Source organism: Borreliella valaisiana VS116 (assembly GCF_000170955.2).
GTDB lineage: Bacteria > Spirochaetota > Spirochaetia > Borreliales > Borreliaceae > Borreliella > Borreliella valaisiana.
Map to the genome: position 1 here is coordinate 192016 of NZ_ABCY02000001.1, position 19738 is coordinate 211753.

The window sequence follows — 19738 nt, forward strand, 5'->3', positions numbered from 1 at the left end:
AATTCAATGCAATAATAAAAGATCTTTAAAACTATTGTATACAGCAATAGCAACATCACTAACAGAACAATTTTTAATCCTTGCAATTTCGAGACATACATACCCTAAAAACAAAGGTGAATTTATTTTGCCTCTTAATGGCACTGGGGCTAAAAAAGGACTGTCCGTTTCTATTAAAAGATCATTAGTATTTAATTTGCTAGCAACAATCCTTAAAGGTTCTGCATTTTTAAAAGTTATATTACCTGAAAAAGAAACTTTAAATCCCAAATCAATAAATTTTTTAGCACATTCATAAGTTCCTGAATAACAATGCAATATACCTCTATTAAAAAAATTTAAAGACTTTACAATATTATAGACGTCATCATAGGCATCTCTTATATGTAAAATAACTGGCTTTTTATATCTGTCAGCCAAATACAATTGCTCTTCAAAAACTTTAATTTGAAACTTTTTGTTATCTGCCTTAAAATAATCAAGACCCATCTCACCAACAGCAACAACATTTTCACTAATCAAAATTTTTTCAAGCTGCTTAATATCATCTTTAAAATTATCATCTAAATTTAAAGGGTGAATACCTGCTGTTAAAAACACATTGGAATAAGGACTTAAAAGATTTTTTCTATCATTAAAATCACTAGGGTGCAAACCAACATCAAGAAAATAAGAAAAGCCGTTTTTAAAACATTCATTAATAATATAATCGACATCCAAAGATTTTTTCTTTAATTCATAAAAATGGACATGCGTATCTATTAACTTATCAAAAAAAATAGATTTTTCAGTTTCAAGTAAGCAGTCCATCATTCCATTTTTTTCCTAAGAGCCGTAAGATAGTCAATAACAACAATATTTTTCATACCAAGATGTAAAAAGCTTGATAAAATATCAACAGCATTTCCAATCTGACCCAATGCCTCATAACATTCAGCAGCGCTGACATATAATGCTGAATTTTTGGGATTGTTTTTAATTAAACTTTTAATAGCTATTAGTGCTTCTTCATATCTACCTTGTTCTTTTTGAAGAAGAGCAAGTCCAAGTATAGCAAACATATCAAAATCAACATCAAGAGCCTTTTTATAATAAATTTGAGAATTTTCATAATCATTCAAATAGCGATAAGCATCTCCTATTCTTGTAAGAACCAAATTATTTTTTGGATCTTTTTCGATAATATCAAACCAATACTTTAAAGCCTCTTTATACTCCTTATTTCCCCTATAACAATCAGCAAGTCCAAAAATAGCATAAAAATTGCTAGGTGAAATTTCTAAAGCTTTTTTAAAAAAATAAATTCCTCTGGTAAATTCTTTTAATTTGCGATAACAATTACCAATTGAAGTTAATACTCTAACATCAACTTTAGACTGATTTAATTCATACATTTTAAGCCAATACTTTAAAGCCTCTTTATATTCTTTAAAATCGTAATATAAATGACCAATTCCTACAAGCGCATAGTCATTCTCAGGCATTAATTCCATTACCTTAAGATAAGTTTGCTTAGATTTTTGAAAATTTTTTAGCTTCCTGTAAGATGACGCAACTCTTGTTAAAACCGTTATATTCTCAGGATCATATTTTAAATACTCTTCCCATATGTCTGTGGCTTTTTTATAATCATCCAAATTTCTGTAACAATCTCCAAGTCCAAAAAGAGCATAATTATTGTTTGGATGTTTCACGAGACATTTTTGATAATAAACTATTGCTTTATCGTAATTATTTTTCTTCCTTTCAATGTCCCCAAGTCCAACAAGAGCATAATTATTCTCATTATCCTTTTCAAGGATATCAGAAAACAAACTTTCTGCTTCAGAGAGCCTTTCTTCTTTGATCAACTGATACCCTCTTTTTGATTTTTCAGTGACATCAAGAAGTTGATCATCAGAAATGCTCGAGAGATCCTCTAAAGCATCCAAAATTTTTTCATTCAACATAAATACCCCTTTTAAATCGGTTTATCAAAGATATAACTTTAACTACCTTGAACACACCACAAATAATAATACGCAAAGCTCAATTTACATAAAAATACAACAAAAACCTAATCTAACTTTAATATCCAACTTAATAACATTTATTATATAAAAAAACATGAAAAAATATAATTAATTTTTTATTCAAGATTATTCTATTTATTCCATAAAAGTAATTTTAAAAAACATATTGAACTAAGAGATAAAAACGGACATTTTAACACGAAACTTGATAAAAAGTCTAACAAAAAAATTTAAAATTAATATAAACTATTACTATCTTTTCAGGAGAAATCATAATGTTTTTAGAAAAATTAAATTCAGCAACAAGTAAAATTAAGTCGTTAGAAGAAAAATTACAAGATATAAATTTAATTAAAAATCAAAAAGAATATTCGAAAATAATAAAAGAATATACACATTTAGAAAAAATAAATACTAAAAAAATTGAATATGAAAAAATACTAAGTCAAATTAATGATAACAAAACAATCTTGGAAAAAGAAGAACAACAAGAAATGAAAGAACTAATAAAACAAGAACTAATTGATCTAGACAAAAAAAAAGAAGATATTGAACATCAAATAAAAATACTACTTTTACCTCAAGACGAAAATGATAGTAAAAATATAATAATTGAAATTAGAGCTGGAACAGGTGGAGAAGAAGCTGCTCTTTTTGCAAACAATCTTTATAGCATGTATATAAAATATTCAGAGAAAAAAAAATGGAAAACAGAAATCATAAACTTTAATGAAACAGAACTTGGAGGATTTAAAGAAATAATCTTTGAAATCAAAGGAAAAGATGTATTTAAAAAATTAAAATACGAAAGTGGTGTTCACAGAGTGCAAAGAATCCCTATAACAGAGTCTAACGGAAGACTTCAAACCTCGGCTGCTACTGTAGCAGTACTACCTAATATTGAAGAAACTGAGATTGAAATCAATGAAAAAGATTTAAGAATTGATGTTTACAGATCATCTGGAGCTGGCGGACAACACGTCAATACAACAGATTCTGCAGTTAGAATAACACACTTGCCAACAAGAATTGTCGTGCAGTGTCAAAACGAAAGAAGTCAACATAAAAACAAAGATCAAGCAATGAAAATATTAAGAGCAAGACTTTATGAATTTGAAGATTCTAAAAAACAAGAGCAAAGATCAAGCAATAGAAAACAACAAGTCGGCTCAGGAGATAGATCTGAAAGAATTAGAACCTATAATTTCCCTCAAAATAGAATAACAGATCACAGAGCAAACATAACTCTTTATAAATTAGAAGAATTTATGCAAGGAGAACTTGATCCACTTCTTGATCCCTTGACAATAGAGCTTCAAGAACAAACATTAAAAAGCAACAACATATAGTAATGAATGTAAACGAAGCTATAAATTATGCTAAAAGTAAAAATTTAGACACAATAGAAGCGCTACTAATACTTGAATTAATTTTAAAAACCAGAAAAGAATTAATATTTGCAAATATAAAAAAAAGCTTAACAAAAAGAGAAAAAAAACTTTTTTTTGATCAAATAGATAGAATAGAAAAAGGAACTCCTATTCACTACATATTACAAAAGAAAGAATTTATGGGTATTGAATTTAGCCTAAACAAGCATGTCTTAATCCCAAGATTTGATACAGAATGTTTGGTAGAAGAAGCCTTAATTCAAATTCAACAAAACGACTTTAAAAAAATATTAGACTTATGCTGCGGCAGCGGATGCATAGGTCTTTCTATTGCCTATTGCACCAAAAAAAAAGTAATACTCTCAGATATTTCAATAAAAGCTTTACAAATAGCTTCAAAAAATACAAAAAAGCTCAAACTTGAAAAATTTGTAGAAATAATACACTCTAATTTGCTAAAATGTATAAAAGTGAAGCTTGATATAATCATTACAAATCCTCCTTATTTAAACAAAGAAGAATTAGAAATAAAAAATAAAATAAAAAAAGAACCCACAAAAGCTCTTTTAGGATTTGGAAAAGATGGACTTAATATTTCTAGAAAAATATTAAGCCAAGCAAAAGAGAAGCTTAACCCAAATGGACTTATAATCATAGAATCGGCTCCTTGGCAAATGAAAAGCTTAAAAAATTTTGCAATTAAAAAAGGATTTACACATTTAAAAACCATTTATGATCTTGAAAAAAGGGCAAGAGCGCTGGTATTAGGACAAAGAGCATGATACAAGCATATGAAATTGCACACTTAATAAAAATAAATGATCTTGAAAAAGCTAGAAACATTTTCAAAAAAACTGTTGAGAATACCTACAAAGATGAATTTGAGCGGAAAAGCATATTTAAAGCTCTAGAAATAGCAGAACAGCTCCACTATGGACAATACAGAGAAAGTGGGGAACCTTATATTATTCATCCAATAATGGTCTCATTATTTCTTGCTAAATTTCAACTAGATTTTAAAGCAACTATTGCCGGATTACTCCATGACGTACTTGAAGACACAAATATTGAAAAAGAAGAAATAGTAAAAGAATTTGACGAGGAAATTTTAAGCTTAATCGACGGTGTAACCAAAATCCATGATTTACACAATAAAACAAGAAGCATAAAAGAAGCTAATACTATCTCAAAAATGTTTTTTGCAATGACACATGACATTAGAATAATAATAATAAAGCTGGCAGACAAACTTCATAATATGACAACTCTCTCTTATTTGCCCAAAAACAGACAAGATAGGATTGCAAAAGATTGTCTTTCAACTTACGTTCCAATAGCAGAACGTCTTGGAATCTCATCTCTTAAAACATACCTTGAAGATCTTTCATTTAAGCATCTTTATCCTAAAGATTACAAAGAGATAAAAAATTTTTTATCTGAAACAAAAATAGAAAGAGAAAAAAAATTATACAAAGGCAAATTATCAATAGAAAAAGAACTTCAAAAAAGCGGAATTGAAGCAGAAATTACAGTAAGATCAAAGCACTTTTATTCAATATTTAGAAAAATGCAAACAAGAACAAACAAGCTTACCCAAATTTTTGATACTTTAGGAATAAGAATAATTTGCAAAAAACAAAAAGAATGTTATGAGATATTAGAAATTGTTCACAGAGTTTGGAAACCAATCCCAGGAAGACTTAAAGACTATATTGCAAGTCCAAAAGAAAATAAATATCAATCATTACACACTACTGTAAGAATACCTGAGGATAACCAGCTTATTGAAATACAAATTCGAACAGAAGAAATGGATAGAATTGCTAATTATGGAGTTGCAGCCCACTGGATATACAAAGAACAAATTGCACTTAAAACTGATGATCTTTCATTTATAAACAGAATAAAAAAATGGCAACAAGAATCGGCCAACAAAAGTCAATATTCAATGAATGACATACACAAAGAGTTGCTAAACACTTTCATATATGTCTACACCCCAGAAGGAGAAGTAGTGGAGCTTCCTTTTGGGTCAAATTCAATTGATTTTGCATACATAATACACACAGATATTGGAGACCAAGCTCTTTATGCAAAAATAAATGGAAAAATAAGTTCAATCACAAAGCCACTTAAAAACGAACAAATTGTCGAAATATTCACATCAAAAGACTCAAAACCAGATGTAATATGGCTAAACAGCGTAAGAACAAAAAAAGCCAGATCAAAAATTAGATCATGGCTTAACAAAAATGACAACACAATTCTTGTAGACAATAATATTATTGCTTATCTTGTTGGAGCAAACAAAGAACAAAGAAAGCTTTTTAGCCTATTTAAAGCTTATACCAAAAACAAAATAAAAAGAATTGCAATAGACTCTGAATGCAATCCCACAACAGGTGAAGATATTATTGGAATAATACATAAAGATGAGATAATAGTACATAATGAAAATTGTCAAAAGCTTAAATACTATAAAAAAAATCAATTGATTGAAGTTGAATGGGAAGCAACGCCAACTAGAAAAGTACATCACATTATTTTGCTTTTGAAAGAATTGAAAGGAATATTTAGTTACCTTGAAAACATTTTCACAATCAATGACGTAAGACTTATTAGCGAAAAAATAGAAGACTGCGGAAATGGTCATGGAATAACAAACATAATAGTCTCATCAAATGCTAAAAATATCGCAAAAATTATTTCTGCTTTAAAAGAAAATCCAAATATTTTACAAATAATGCAAGTAGAAGAAGACATTAAAAATTATGATAATTAAGATATTATTATCATTATTATTAATAAACTCAACAAACACCCCTATTGTGCCAAATAAAATAGAAAAAAATGCACCCAATCTAAGCAATAAAATTGCAAAAATAGAAACTGAAAATAACATAAAAGCTCATATTAGAAAAATTAATCAACTAAACAAAAAACAAGAACAAATAATAAATACTTTTAAGTATATAAAAAAATATTTTAATACAAATGAAATAAAATATATGGAATATTCTTTGCAAGAAATTGGATTTATTGGATATTCGCAAAAAATAATACATTCAAAAATCAAAGGAAGAAGCATAGATATTTATAATATAATCATTCCAATTAAAATACAAAATAATTTAAAAAATAATTTAGCAATTGGAATTGCTATTGAGCTTTTAAATAGACTTAAAAATAATAACTCTGAAAACAACATAAATTTTTTTTTTATTGAGGATGACTCCTTAGAAGAAAATACAATAATTAGCAGCAGAATTTTACTTAGCAATAATTATTTAGGAAAAAATACAAACACAATATACTTAATGCTAAACGAAAATAGAATAAAAAATAAAATTAGTTTAGAAAATGAATCTTTAATAACAAATTCAAAAACAAATTTGGGATTTTTAAAAACTATTATAAGGACCTTTGAAAAAAATAAACTTGATTTTAATACAGCAAAAATAACTGAAAAAAAATTAAACAATTTATACAATCTATATTGGGATGAATCTATACCCTTTTTAATAATAAATAATAATTTAAATCCTATATTAACTCAAAATAAAAATACTATTTTTGAAATTTACAAATCAATCGAAGAAACATTGACCAATCAGTACAAAAGTAAAAATACTGATGAAATACACTATATTGTAATTGATACTCCTTTTAAAAAAATAATAATCAACGAAATTTCTTTAATAGCATTAATTTACATTTGCTACAACTTAATTATAATTGTATTTATTAGAAAATTAAAAGAAGCTGGATTGGTCTTGAAGAAAATAAAAAACAATTATTACAAATTAGTAAGATTGTTTTCTACTTTATTTTTAAGCACATATCTATCCTTATTAATTACAAATAAAATATTTGTAAACTATGAAAACACAGCGGTTTACAGCATAACAAATCCAAAATATCTAATAACTTTTTTTGCAACTTTGTTCATACATAATCTTTTATCTCTTTTTACATATAATTTCACAATATATTTAAATTACAGACAACTTAAATATCTGGCAATATCAACTTCTATTATTGAACTAATAATATTAATGTTTATTAAAATAGAATTTATTTTAATAATTATCATAAAAAGCATAATGCTATTATTAAAACCAAATAAAAATACCATTATTCAAAAAATAATAGTATTAATTATTTGGATAATCAATTTTGTATTAATAACGTTAATACAAAATACTACATCAATCACAAATACACTTACACTAAGCTATTTAATCTCAATTTGTCTTTTTTCTACCATATTTATTAATGCCTCAGAACATTTGAAATCTAAATTCTCAAAAATTAAACAAAATTTTAAAAAAGCTGAAAAACTTGGTTTTGTAACTTTTTTTTTAATAATCACAATCATAATATCTAGCAATATCGATAAAGAAGGACATGTAATACAAATAGAACAAACGGTTAGCTTTCCAGAAAAAATAAATAAAATAAAAATTAAATACCTAAAAGACAATAAAAATCCTATTCAAATAATTTCAAATGACTTTAACCTAACTTTACAATCAAATGAAAAAACATTAAAAACCAGCATTAAAGCCGATGATGAGCTAATGAGTATTGATTTTAAAAAAATAGATATAGCAGAAAGGGCTGTTTATAGCATCGATTTGATTACTCAAAAAATTGCAAATCAAATCGATCTACATTTTAAAAATGCATCTAAACTAATAATCTACCAAAGCAATACTCCTTACAAAATATTAGCTAATAAAATTATCTTTTCACTTAAAAACATTAAGTCTAAAAAAACAACAATTGCATTTACTCTTAAATCTCAAGATGACATAGAATATGAAGCATTTACAAATCTTCATATTAAAAAAAATCAAGTTAAAATTTACAATACAATCAATAATGAAGAAGAAAAAAATATAAAAATAAATTACTCTTACAAGATAAAATATTCAGGAATATTACCTAAAGCAGAAATATATAAAAACCTTGAATACTTCAAACTAACAAATGATAAAGAGATTGAAAATCTAAAAACCTTAAAATTAAATTAATCTTCAAAATTAATCCTTTTTTTCCTATTACTGAAACTCTGAAAAGCATAATCAATCAAATTATCCACTAAGTCTTTAAACTGAAGACCATCATGACTACACATTTTAGCAAACATAGATATATCAGTAAATCCCGGAATAGTATTTATTTCATTAAGATAAATTGTTCCCGATTTTTTTTCAACAAAAAAATCAACTCTTGCCATACCTCTGAGTCCTAAATTCTTATAAACAAGAAAAGCATATTCTTTAATGGTTAACAATTGATTTGTCTCAAGATATGCGGGAATATTAAAAATAATAGAATTTCCAGGAATAACAGAATATTTAGCATCATAATCATAAAATATAAAATCCTGAACAACAACCTCTCCGGGGGAAAATATTTTAATCTTTTCATTTCCAATAACAGAACATTCGATCTCTCTAGCCTCAATAAATTTTTCTATTACAATAGTAAGGTCATACTTTAAAGATTCCTTAATAAAGGATTCAATCTGATTTTCACTGTAGGCTACATTTATTCCAATCGAAGACCCTAATACTGCGGGTTTAATAATAACAGGATAGCCTAAAACTTCCTTTACATCTCTTTTTATTTCCTCTTTATCTAAAAAATAATCATATTGCCTAAATCCAATAAAAGGCACTAAGGGGATATTAAAACTTTTAAGCAAAAGTTTGCAAAAATACTTATTGCTAGAAATAGCACTCCCCATAATACCAGCACCAACACAAGGAATATCCATAACTTTTAAAACCCCCTGAATAGCACCATCCTCACCCGTTCTTCCATGAACAACAGGGAAAACAACATCAATTTCAAGATTTTTGTTATTTGCAAAAATTCCAAAACCTGGCAATAGACTGACAACAGGCAAAACATCTATATTGATGGGTTTTGGTGGATCAGAAACAGACTCCAATAAATACCAAATACCTGTACACTTATCAATATAAACAGGATAAATATTATATTTATCAAGATCTAAAAGGGTCAAATAAATGCCATAAGCAGATTTACAAGAAATTTCATGTTCAAAAGAAACACCGCCAAATATTAACATAAGATTTTTTTTCACATCACTTCTCCTTTTCTGATTTTTCTAAACTCAAAATAGCATTTTTAACTACCTCTTGTTCATTCCAAAAAATTTCTCCATTTTTATAAATTATTGAACTTTCATGACCTTTGCCTAAAGTTACAATCAAATCCCCTGCCCTTGCAAGACTTATTGCTTTTTCAATAGCTTGTTTTCTATCAGGAATAAAAAATAAATCCTGATTTGCAACTTTATTAACAATTCCTTTTGCAATATCTTTAATTATACACATGCTATTCTCGCCTCTTGGATCTTCATCACAAAGCACTATTAAATCAGAATAACTATCTGAAATTTGACCTTGCAAAAATCTTTTTGCAAAATCCCTTTCTCCTGCAGAGCCAAAAACAGAAATCAATCTATTTGTAGTAAATTTTTTAAAAATAGGAAAAAGTTTAGAAAAAGCACCAGGGGTATGGGCATAATCAATTATTACAGAAAAATTTTGCCCCAAATTAATACTATCCATACGCCCATCAAGACTTTTAATACAACTGAGATTGTCAACAATGTCTTGAATATCGCTATTTAAAATTTTAGAAACTAAAATAAGAGCAGCCATTACATTCTCAACATTAAAACTCCCCAGCAGGTTAACATTAGCAAAATATTTAACACCTTTATGATAAAATTCAAACTCGGTAGAATCTGTTTTTTCATTAATAAAACTAACAAAAAAATCTGCTTGACTATTTTTTAAACTATAAGTAAAAGATTTTTTAATAGCATTCTTAAAATCATAAGAATAAAAGTCGTCAAGATTAATAACACCAAAACCAGCATCATCACTAACAGCTCGAAAAAGGCCTAACTTTACATTCAAATAATTTTGAATTGTACCATGAAATTCAAGATGCTCATGTCCAATATTAGTAAAAACAGCTGCAAAATAATTAACATCAATAAGTCTTGCTGTTTCAAGGTCAAGGCCATGAGAAGTAGATTCAAGAATTGCATATTGAACCTTATTTTTAACCATATTGCTTAAAAATAAATGTATTTCTGTAGACTCAGGGGTTGATTGTCTGTAAGGATTTTTAATCAAATTCCCATTCCCATCGTCAAAAAATACCGTCGATATAAAACCTACTTTAACACCCTTTTTTCTTAAAAGAAGGTATATATAATAACAAACAGAACTTTTACCGTCAGTACCAGTGACTCCAATAACCTTTAATTTTTTTGAAGGCTCATCATAAAAAATATTTGAAAAATTAGACATAAATTTTTTTATGTTAAAGTCATCTATTTTAATATAAGTAACATTGGGATTGTAAAAATCCAAATCTCTTGAACATACAATAACATTACTGCCATTTTGAATTGCAATTTCAATAAAATCATGTCCATCAAAATGAATTCCTGAAAGAGCAAAAAATACAAAACCAGGTAAAACTAATTTAGAGCTGTAAGTAATTCCCGATATTTCTAAGTCAAGAGAACCTTTTACATATTTTATTAAATCTTGATCTAATTTTAATAAAACGTCATTAAGTTTTTTCTTCATACATTAAAAGTTTACATAAAACTAATAAAAATAGCTAAGAAATTCAAAATTATGCTTAAATAGAAAATATATTTACAATTTTCTATTTTTTTAATAAACTAAGCAATGTTACAAGGCGCTGTACCCAAGTGGCTAAGGGAGAAGTCTGCAAAACTTTGATTCGCCGGTTCGATTCCGGTCAGCGCCTTATAAGGTCAAATCAAAAATATTTTTATTTCTTAAGAGTATAATTTAAAGCATTTTTATTAAAGATAAATTAAAATAATACATATATGTTAGAATTAATCGTGATACTACTATTTATAATATTATCTGCTGTTTTCTCAGCATCTGAGACAGCTTACACTTCCTTGAGCATAATTCAAATACAAGACATAAGAAAAAAAGGAAAATCGGGCATATCGGTGTACAACTTGGTTCAATCTCCTTCAAAATTAATCACTACTATTCTTATTGGCAACAATATATCAAATATTGCAGCAAGTACACTTACAACAAAATTTGTACTTGAAAAATACGGAAACAGCGCACTGGCAGTATCAACAGGCCTAATAACAGTAATCGTTTTAATTTTTGCAGAAATACTTCCAAAACAAATTGCAATTCTAAATAATGAAATCATTGCTCTATCTACTTCATTTTTTTTAAAACCATTAATTTTTATATTTACTCCATTAATATATATAATAAATAAAATAATAAAAAAAATATTAAATCTCTTTAAAATTAAAACTAGCCATAAAATGACTAAAGAGAGCATAAAAAATATGCTCTCTTTAGCAGGAAATTTGGGAATTTTAAAAAACGACTCTAGAATATTTATGCAAAAAATGCTAGATATAGATCAAGTAAGAGCTTCTGAGATCATGACTCACAGAACAGAGGTTTTTTCACTCTCAAGCTCATCAAAACTAAAAAATGTAATCAAATTGATCAAAGAGGAAGGATATTCTAGAATTCCCATATACAAAGGTCAAAACAGAGAACAGATAATTGGAATTTTAATAGCTAAAGATCTTATAGAAGTCAATAAAAAAGACATGAATAAAAATGTTTCTCAATTTATTAAACCGGCTGTATTTGTACAACAAAATAAAAGAATAAAAGACATATTAGATATTATGAGAAAAAAGCAAAAAATAATGGCAATCGTAATTGACGAGTATGGTGGTTTTTCAGGAATACTTACAATAGAAGACATAGTAGAAAAAATTTTTGGAGCAATATCTGACGAATACGACATTAAAGAGGAAAAACCTCTTATTACACAAATCAACAACAATACTTACTCAATACTTGGAGAAACTACTTTTGACGAGATCGAAGAGATAATTGGAATATCTATTAAACATAAAGAGTATACAAATACAATTGGGGGATACTTAATAGATCTGCTTGATAAAATACCAACAAAAAACGAAACCGTAAAAACAGCTGATGGAGAATATTTTATTAAGAAAATTCAGAATAATAAAATTGAAACAATAACCTTTATCAAATCTAAAAATTAGCGATAAAATTCGCTTACAAAATTTAAATAATTAAAAACATTGGGAGAAACAAATGTTTGACATAAAACAAATTTTTAATAAAACTTATGAATATTTAGTAATTATTATTACTTTAGTACTAATATTAATAATAATTATTGCAAACATATTCATAGTAGGGCCATCAGAAGAGGCAATTGTACTTCGCCTTGGCAAGCTTAACAGAACTCTTGATTCAGGAATACATGTTAAGATTCCGTTAATTGAAGAAAAATTTATCGTACCTGTAAAAATAGTCCAAGAAATTAAATTTGGATTTCTAATGTCTCCAAACGATTTTAGAGAAAATGATAATTCAGGCGATGAGAGCATGATTATCACTGGAGATTTAAATATCATAAATATTGAATGGTTAGTGCAATACAAAATAAGAGATCCTTACTCATTTAAATTTAAAGTAGAAGATCCCGAGACAACAATCAAGGATATTGCAAAGTCATCAATGAATAGATTAATTGGAGACAATACTATTTTTGAAATAATCAATGACAACAGAGTGGGAGTTACAGAAGGTGTAAAATCTTCTATGAATGAAATAATAGATAATTATAATTTAGGAATTGATGTAGTGCAAGTACAAATTAGAAATGCCCTGCCACCAAAAGGAAAAGTTTACGAAGCTTTTGAAGATGTAAACATTGCCATTCAAGACAAAAATAAATACATAAACGAGGGAAAAAAAGAATTTAATCAAATAGTTCCCAAAATCAAAGGTGAAGCATTAAAGGTTATTGAAGAAGCCAGAGGATACAAAGAAAGCAGAATAAACAATGCATTAGCAGACACAGAAATTTTTAATGCCATACTAGACGCTTACTTAAAAAATCCAGATATTACAAAAGAAAGGCTTTACAATGAAACTATGAAGGAAATACTTGAAAACAAAGATAATATTGAATTAATTGACAAAAACTTAAAAAATTTTCTACCATTTAAAGAGGTGAAATAAATGAAATTTATAATAAATCTTTTATTATCCACTGTAAAAATTACAATCTTTGCAATAATAGTTTGCTTGACTATTTTATCTATTTTTCAACCAATTTATATTTTGAAAGAAAATGAAATTTCAATAACTACTCGACTTGGAAAAATTCAAAGAACTGAAAGCTTAGCTGGGCTTAAATATAAAATCCCATTAATTGAAAATGTACAAATATTCCCCAAAATCATTCTTAGATGGGATGGAGAACCTCAAAGAATCCCAACAGGAGGAGAAGAAAAGCAATTAATATGGATTGATACAACGGCCAGATGGAAAATTGCAGACATAAATAAATTTTATACAACAATAAAAACAATGAATAGAGCTTACGTTAGAATTGATGCAGCAATTGAACCCGCTGTTAGAGGAGTTATTGCAAAATATCCTTTACTTGAAATTATAAGAAGTTCAAACGATCCAATTCAACGTTTGTCTAATGGAATACTTACTCCACAAGAAACAAAAATTAATGGGATTTACAAAATAACAAAAGGACGAAAAATAATCGAAAAAGAAATAATAAATATAGCAAACAACAATACCAAAGATATTGGGATTGAAATTGTAGACGTACTAATAAGAAAAGTTACTTATGATCCAAGCCTTATTGAATCCGTAAACAACAGAATGATTTCAGAAAGACAACAAATAGCAGAAGAACAAAGAAGCATAGGATTAGCTGAAAAAACAGAAATTCTTGGAAGCATAGAAAAAGAAAAGCTAAGCCTATTAAGTGAGGCAAAAGCCACTGCTGCAAAAATAAAAGCTGAAGGAGACCGAGAAGCCGCAAAAATTTATTCAAATACATATGGTAAAAATATTGAATTTTACAAATTTTGGCAGGCATTAGAAAGCTATAAAGCAGTATTAAAAGATAAAAGAAAAATTTTCTCAACAGATATGGATTTCTTTAAATATCTTCACAAAAGAAATTGAAAATTTATTTTGTATAAATTTTTTCTTTAAAAACTTGTGAAATAAAAATTCTAAATTACTGTTATTATAAATAAAGTGACAATTTAAGTCTTTATTTAAGTTTAAAAAACAAATAAAATCATTTAAAAAATCCCCAAGAAAAAATAATTGCTTATTTTAAAGCCCAAAGCTAACTATAAACCATTTTTTAGCACTACATTTAAAAACTACTCTTTATAAAGAGTTGACAAACATATATACTTATGAAAAAATTAAGGTATTAGAATAAAAACGCTGCTGTAGCTCAGTTGGTAGAGCATAGGACTGAAAATCCTTGTGTCAGGAGTTCGATTCTCCTCGGCAGCATATTAATTAAATTACAATTGTCGCTGTAGCTCAGTTGGTAGAGCATAGGACTGAAAATCCTTGTGTCAGGAGTTCGATTCTCCTCGGCGACATTTATTTAAAGATTGGAAGGATCTCAAAGTGATACTTAAAGAAATAAAGCAAATAAAAGATCTAAATGAACAAGACGTAATTTTTGCAAGAATAGGAAATTTGTCAAAACTTGGCACAAGAGTAAATGAAAAAATTATTAAAATACTTACTAAAGGCAATACACCGTACATTCCTGTTCTTAAAAAAGAAGAAAATGTGTCATATGAGGACCTAATAAAAAAAATAAATGAAGAAATTTTAAATGATGATCTTAACTATTTAAGAGAAAAGCTAATAGATAATCTAAAAGACGTATATAAACCCTTTAAGGAAGATGATCCAATATTTTCTGCCAAAGGGAAAAAACCACTCATGAAAATAAATACATTAATGGAAGCTGAGCCCAGTCACATTTATTGGAAAGAAATATTGGAAGGAAGCTTTAAAATACTTCCAAGACATAAAATAACATCTTTGCAAAAAATTTTGTTAGAAATATACCATTATTTTGATGTTCAAAAGCTAAGAACAAAAGAAAACCTTAAAGATAAAAAAACTTTAAAAAAATTATATTTATATTCTGCTAGAAGAGATTATGAGTTTTTTAAAGGGAAAGTCAAAACAGAAGGCGATTCAATACTACTACATTCAGTCGACACAACAATTTATTTTCTAATTACAATTGCAAATTTGAACAAAATAAGATCTTTGAAAAATGCACCTCGTTCAACTATCAAATTTTTTCTTGATAAAACTGAATATACCGAATTTACAGAATTTTTTTATGCAGAAGATATGATACTACAAGCCGCACTTGGATCATTGCTACACTCAATAGGATTGATGCATATAACAATATTAGAAAATATAGGAAATAAAATAAGCCTTAAAGATAAAAGTTTCAAAGAACAGCACAAATTAAAAATAGAACACTTGGAAAAAAATATTAACATTGCTAAAAATTTGTTTAGAATAAGAGATGATATTTCAGCTATTACAAAAATGATAATCAATGGACAAAAAGAATACCTTGATGCTAGTGGATATCCACAGTTAAAAATCAATAAATTTATTCATGAACTTGTTAGAATTTTTTGCATAATAGATACTTACGATGAATTGGTAAATCCAATAATAATAAAAGAAAGCGCTAACCCTTTAGAAGCTATTAAATTTCTAATAGAAAATAGTGAGAAATACTATTGGAGCAGAAAAGATCCAAAAGAACAAACAAAAAACAAAAAATTTGACATTAAAATGCTAGAAAATTTTTTAACAATACTTGCACCTTTTGATTATGGGCAAATAGTAAATGTAAACAAAAAAAATAATAATGAAAATCTTTTTCAAGCTGCTGTTATTGAATACAAAACGAACATTATTCCAAATTTATCTATAATAAACAAAAAAAACCAGATTTACAAAATAGAAGAAATAATAATGGATCTTGAAAACAAGGAAATTTTAATAAAAGATGCAAATGGAAATTACAATAAAAATCCATTGAAAAATGTGGATGATTTTGTAATAAAAAACAACATTCCAGAATTAAATAAAAATGAAATTCAACTCATTCTTTTTAGCTATGACAAAAATTCAAATCCTACAATATTTTCAAAAAAATAAGTTTTGATCCCCCATACCTTTTCAAATTATAAACTGAAAATTTTGATGTATTTATGTCTAAATCTTCACTAAAAGGACAATGCATAATGATATTAACTTTATCATTTAAAATTTTACCTTTTAAAATAATCTCAAGTAGATTAACTTTATTTTTATAATTAAAAGGGGGATCAAGATAAATAAAATCGTAAAAAAGATCTTTTTTACTCAAAAAATCCTCTGCTCTTTGAAAAAAAAATTTATAAAATTCCTCAACAAAACTAAAATTTTTCATCAGCGTAATTCTAGTTTTCCTATTACATTCAACAAGATGGGCAAGACTAGCTCCTCTGCTAAGAGCTTCAACAGACATTATGCCAGTCCCCGCAAAAACATCCAAAAATTTTGAGTCAACAATATCTTTGAAAATAATAGAAAAAAAGGCTTCTCTGACAAGAGACATCACAGGACGAACAGAACAAGTCTTGGGAAACAAAATTTTTTTACCCTTATATTTACCCGAACTCACATACATAAATAAAGATTTTAAAACAATTTCAAAAAACATTGAATATACAAAATTAAATTTTTGCTATAATCTTATTTCAAGAGAGAAAAGTATGAAAGGCATTATTCTGGCAGCTGGGTATGGAACAAGATTTTTACCAATAACAAAAACAATTCCAAAAGAAATGTTACCAATTTTAAACAAACCAGCCATAGATTATATTATCCAAGAATTTATCGATTCAGGAATAAAAGACATTTTATTAATAAGTTCAAGGCGAAAAAAAGTTCTTGAAGATTATTTCGACAGAGAAATTGAACTTGAAAATATTTTTCTAAAAGAAAATAAAAAAAATGAATTAGAAAAAATTAAAAGCAAAAAAATTAATATAAGCTTTATAAGACAAAAAGAAATGCGGGGTACAGGAAACGCGCTACTTTATGCAAAGCCCTGGATAAACAGAGAACCTGTAATTGTGGCTTATCCTGACGATCTTCACATTGGAAATCCACCATTAAGCTTACAATTAATCGAACTTTATGAAAAAACTGGAAAGAACATAATATCTATCATTGAAAATCCAGAAAATATAAACAGATATGGGGTAATAGATCTCTACAAGGACAAAATCCATGTAAAAAACATTGTTGAAAAACCAAAAATTGGAAGTGAGCCTAGCAATAAAGCGTCTATTGGAAGATTTTTGTACAACTATGAATTTTTCGAACATTTAGAAGAAGGCTTTAAGCTACATAAGAAAGGTGAATACTATCACATTTATGCTTTAAAAAAGCTGATGGATCAAAAAAAAGTATTATATCAAAACATTAAGGGTAAAAGACTTGACATAGGAACTCTTGAAGGTTATTTGGAAGCAATAATAAATTTTGCAAAAAAAGATAAAAATTTAATGGAAATTATAAAAAAAGGAATAAATGAAAACACTTAAAAAGGATCCAGAATTTTATGATTCCCTTGATACATTAAAAAAGTACATAATAAAATATATAGAAGAAAAAGTTTTAAAATACAGTATTTTTTCCCAACTTTACAAATTAGAAAAACCTGAAATAATTGAGCTTATAAAAATTAGCAGTGATTATGAAAAGGAAAAAAATGGATTAAATACTTCACTCGAGGAATACTACTACAAAAAAACTCAAAATGAAATAATTAAAAAATGGATACTAGAAATAGTAAAAAGCAAAAACCTCACTCAAATAAGCAAAGAAGACAACTTCAACACCAAAAAACTAGGAATAACATATAAACTAAAATCTAACAACTTTTTAAAACTAATTGAAATACAAAATAACCCTTATTATTCTCAAGAAAAAAAAGACATTTACAAACAAATTATATTAAATTTTTCTAGCAATATTAACATTGATAACTTAGAACAAACAATAGACATTCTAGTAGCTGTAAGAAACAAAAATAAATTAAAAATATTAAATATTTTAAACAAAAAATTTAAAAACCAATCGGAAAATCAAAAAGTTTTTAAATCAAGCTTAATTAATAAAGAAAGCAGACTAATAAAACTAACAAGAATACTAATACTTACATATTGGCCGGTTGGATGTTTGAGCAAAAACGTTTTTATCAAAATTTTAATAAAACATTATAAATACTTAGAAGAAGAAATTTTAGCACTAAAATATAATGAAATTTTAAACTACTTACGTGCAATAAAAACTTTAAGTCTTAATGAAATTTTTTATAAAGGTTCGAGTAAAAATATTAACTTTAATTATTTTTTTAGTGATTTTACACAATACACTCCAAAGGATTTTCAAGACACATTAAAGTGCTATTTATATGTAGTTGAAAAAACAATAACAAAAAAATATTTAACTTGGTTTTTCAAGGATAAAATATCGAATAATTGGGAATCTTTCATAGATGCACTTGAATACATTGAAAAACACAAATTAATCAACATAAAAGAAAAAATTAAAGAAATTATAAACGCAAAATTTCAAACAGAAGATTTTTTTATATCTTTTGATAAAACAAATTTTAACCCTTACGAAAGCTCAATGATATTCAAAGAAAAATACATTAAAAGTGCATTCTTAGAAAGCATTATAAACCATGTTGAAAAAAATTCTCAAAATATAGAAACTTATGGATGGATTGCATTCTATATTTATGCTGACAATAAGGATAAAAAAAATTTTTGTCAACACATAAAAGAATTTTTCAAAACCAAAACCTTTGAAATACAAAATCAAATATTTGTATATTTTTTATCTTTTTATCCCAATATTGAAAATAACCATTTCAAATTTATATCAGATATATTGCTTTACCTTGACGAAAACAAAATTACAATACCTAAAAAAATAATAAAAATGCAAAAAATAAATCCCAATCAACTAGATTACCAAAGATCATATCTTTTAATAAAATCACTAAAAACAAGATCAAGAATTTTAAAAATTCTTCTCAAGAATATAAGATTTAATTTTATTGAAAAACTGGAAAATGAAAATGAGAAAAAATTATTACCCGCAATATGCTATTTAATATATTGTGAGAATCTGCTAGAATTAAAGAACAATAGAAAAATAAAATCTAATGAAAAAAATAGTTTATTAGAATTTATTTATTTTTTCAAAACAAAATTGAAGCAAAAAATAAATTTTAAAAAAGAGTTTATGAAATCTAAAGGCATTTAATCTA

General features: G+C 26.6%; 14 protein-coding genes, 3 tRNA genes and 1 pseudogene. 13 read left to right on the top strand and 5 right to left on the bottom strand.

Annotated features, from left to right (window positions below):
• Positions 1-3: 3 nt before the first annotated feature.
• Together BVAVS116_RS00930 and BVAVS116_RS00935 are read right to left on the bottom strand one after the other, a co-directional pair.
• On the bottom strand, positions 4-813 hold the full coding sequence (locus tag BVAVS116_RS00930) for a TatD family hydrolase (protein ID WP_006068668.1): 810 nt from the start codon (positions 811-813) through the stop codon (positions 4-6).
• On the bottom strand, positions 810-1949 hold the full coding sequence (locus BVAVS116_RS00935) for a tetratricopeptide repeat protein (protein ID WP_006069010.1): 1140 nt from the start codon (positions 1947-1949) through the stop codon (positions 810-812). Before BVAVS116_RS00935 ends, BVAVS116_RS00930 begins: the two co-directional genes overlap by 4 nt.
• 338 nt (positions 1950-2287) lie before the next feature.
• On the opposite strand from BVAVS116_RS00935, the gene prfA reads away from it, so the two are divergent.
• The 4 genes and pseudogenes from prfA to BVAVS116_RS00955 all read left to right on the top strand — a co-directional run bounded on the left by prfA (position 2288) and on the right by BVAVS116_RS00955 (position 8439).
• Positions 2288-3361 (top strand): peptide chain release factor 1, encoded by a 1074-nt coding sequence (gene prfA / locus BVAVS116_RS00940; RefSeq protein ID WP_006068331.1) that lies wholly within the window; start codon positions 2288-2290, stop codon positions 3359-3361.
• A 2-nt stretch (positions 3362-3363) separates the two neighbouring features.
• Positions 3364-4198: pseudogene (prmC, locus tag BVAVS116_RS00945) on the top strand (peptide chain release factor N(5)-glutamine methyltransferase).
• Entirely contained in the window at positions 4182-6185 is a 2004-nt protein-coding gene (spoT, locus tag BVAVS116_RS00950) for a guanosine-3',5'-bis(diphosphate) 3'-pyrophosphohydrolase (protein ID WP_006068518.1), read from the top strand. The pseudogene prmC and the gene spoT overlap by 17 nt, the downstream one beginning before the upstream one ends.
• Positions 6175-8439, top strand: a complete 2265-nt coding sequence (locus tag BVAVS116_RS00955) for a hypothetical protein (RefSeq protein ID WP_006068252.1) — start codon at positions 6175-6177, stop codon at positions 8437-8439. The genes spoT and BVAVS116_RS00955 overlap by 11 nt, the downstream gene beginning before the upstream one ends.
• Here BVAVS116_RS00955 and BVAVS116_RS00960 read toward each other — a convergent pair.
• Both BVAVS116_RS00960 and BVAVS116_RS00965 read right to left on the bottom strand, forming a co-directional pair.
• Positions 8436-9521 (bottom strand): D-alanine--D-alanine ligase, encoded by a 1086-nt coding sequence (locus BVAVS116_RS00960; protein WP_006068578.1) that lies wholly within the window; start codon positions 9519-9521, stop codon positions 8436-8438. The genes BVAVS116_RS00955 and BVAVS116_RS00960 overlap by 4 nt on opposite strands.
• 1 nt (position 9522) lies before the next feature.
• Complete coding sequence (locus BVAVS116_RS00965; RefSeq protein WP_006068635.1) at positions 9523-11049, bottom strand: UDP-N-acetylmuramoyl-L-alanyl-D-glutamate--2,6-diaminopimelate ligase; 1527 nt, start codon at positions 11047-11049, stop codon at positions 9523-9525.
• Between the two features lie 114 nt (positions 11050-11163).
• On the opposite strand from BVAVS116_RS00965, the gene BVAVS116_RS00970 reads away from it, so the two are divergent.
• The 7 genes from BVAVS116_RS00970 (at position 11164) to BVAVS116_RS01000 (ending at position 16563) form a co-directional block, all read left to right on the top strand.
• Positions 11164-11236 (top strand) — tRNA-Cys (locus tag BVAVS116_RS00970).
• Between the two features lie 85 nt (positions 11237-11321).
• Positions 11322-12560 carry a hemolysin family protein gene (locus BVAVS116_RS00975; RefSeq protein ID WP_006068470.1) on the top strand — a complete coding sequence of 413 codons (1239 nt, stop codon included), beginning with the start codon at positions 11322-11324 and terminating at the stop codon, positions 12558-12560.
• Between the two features lie 52 nt (positions 12561-12612).
• Positions 12613-13548, top strand: a complete 936-nt coding sequence (hflK, locus tag BVAVS116_RS00980) for an FtsH protease activity modulator HflK (protein ID WP_004791562.1) — start codon at positions 12613-12615, stop codon at positions 13546-13548.
• Positions 13549-14520 (top strand): protease modulator HflC, encoded by a 972-nt coding sequence (gene hflC, locus BVAVS116_RS00985; protein WP_006068983.1) that lies wholly within the window; start codon positions 13549-13551, stop codon positions 14518-14520. It abuts the gene before it with no gap.
• Between the two features lie 272 nt (positions 14521-14792).
• A tRNA-Phe gene (locus tag BVAVS116_RS00990) sits at positions 14793-14865 on the top strand.
• A 19-nt stretch (positions 14866-14884) separates the two neighbouring features.
• A tRNA-Phe gene (locus BVAVS116_RS00995) sits at positions 14885-14957 on the top strand.
• Positions 14958-14985: 28 nt separating this feature from the next.
• Complete coding sequence (locus tag BVAVS116_RS01000) at positions 14986-16563, top strand: HD domain-containing phosphohydrolase (RefSeq protein ID WP_006068459.1); 1578 nt, start codon at positions 14986-14988, stop codon at positions 16561-16563.
• On the opposite strand, the gene rsmD is transcribed toward BVAVS116_RS01000, so the two are convergent.
• On the bottom strand, positions 16541-17110 hold the full coding sequence (rsmD, locus tag BVAVS116_RS01005; RefSeq protein WP_006068282.1) for a 16S rRNA (guanine(966)-N(2))-methyltransferase RsmD: 570 nt from the start codon (positions 17108-17110) through the stop codon (positions 16541-16543). The genes BVAVS116_RS01000 and rsmD overlap by 23 nt on opposite strands.
• 52 nt (positions 17111-17162) lie before the next feature.
• On the opposite strand from rsmD, the gene BVAVS116_RS01010 reads away from it, so the two are divergent.
• Entirely contained in the window at positions 17163-17999 is an 837-nt protein-coding gene (locus BVAVS116_RS01010) for a UTP--glucose-1-phosphate uridylyltransferase (RefSeq protein ID WP_006068767.1), read from the top strand.
• Complete coding sequence (locus BVAVS116_RS01015; protein ID WP_006068667.1) at positions 17986-19734, top strand: BB_0208 family protein; 1749 nt, start codon at positions 17986-17988, stop codon at positions 19732-19734. The genes BVAVS116_RS01010 and BVAVS116_RS01015 overlap by 14 nt, the downstream gene beginning before the upstream one ends.
• Positions 19735-19738: the final 4 nt, after the last annotated feature.

What these genes read in the sequence shown, in the direction of transcription:
- hflK (WP_004791562.1), top strand. Translation starts at nt 12,613, where the DNA reads ATGTTTGACATAAAACAAATTTTTAATAAAACTTATGAATATTTAGTA.
- BVAVS116_RS01015 (WP_006068667.1), top strand. Translation starts at nt 17,986, where the DNA reads ATGAAAACACTTAAAAAGGATCCAGAATTTTATGATTCCCTTGATACA.
- BVAVS116_RS00955 (WP_006068252.1), top strand. Translation starts at nt 6,175, where the DNA reads ATGATAATTAAGATATTATTATCATTATTATTAATAAACTCAACAAAC.
- BVAVS116_RS00935 (WP_006069010.1), bottom strand. Translation starts at nt 1,949, where the DNA reads ATGTTGAATGAAAAAATTTTGGATGCTTTAGAGGATCTCTCGAGCATT.
- rsmD (WP_006068282.1), bottom strand. Translation starts at nt 17,110, where the DNA reads ATGTTTTTTGAAATTGTTTTAAAATCTTTATTTATGTATGTGAGTTCG.
- prfA (WP_006068331.1), top strand. Translation starts at nt 2,288, where the DNA reads ATGTTTTTAGAAAAATTAAATTCAGCAACAAGTAAAATTAAGTCGTTA.
- BVAVS116_RS00930 (WP_006068668.1), bottom strand. Translation starts at nt 813, where the DNA reads ATGATGGACTGCTTACTTGAAACTGAAAAATCTATTTTTTTTGATAAG.
- spoT (WP_006068518.1), top strand. Translation starts at nt 4,182, where the DNA reads ATGATACAAGCATATGAAATTGCACACTTAATAAAAATAAATGATCTT.
- BVAVS116_RS00975 (WP_006068470.1), top strand. Translation starts at nt 11,322, where the DNA reads ATGTTAGAATTAATCGTGATACTACTATTTATAATATTATCTGCTGTT.
- hflC (WP_006068983.1), top strand. Translation starts at nt 13,549, where the DNA reads ATGAAATTTATAATAAATCTTTTATTATCCACTGTAAAAATTACAATC.
- BVAVS116_RS01010 (WP_006068767.1), top strand. Translation starts at nt 17,163, where the DNA reads ATGAAAGGCATTATTCTGGCAGCTGGGTATGGAACAAGATTTTTACCA.
- BVAVS116_RS00965 (WP_006068635.1), bottom strand. Translation starts at nt 11,049, where the DNA reads ATGAAGAAAAAACTTAATGACGTTTTATTAAAATTAGATCAAGATTTA.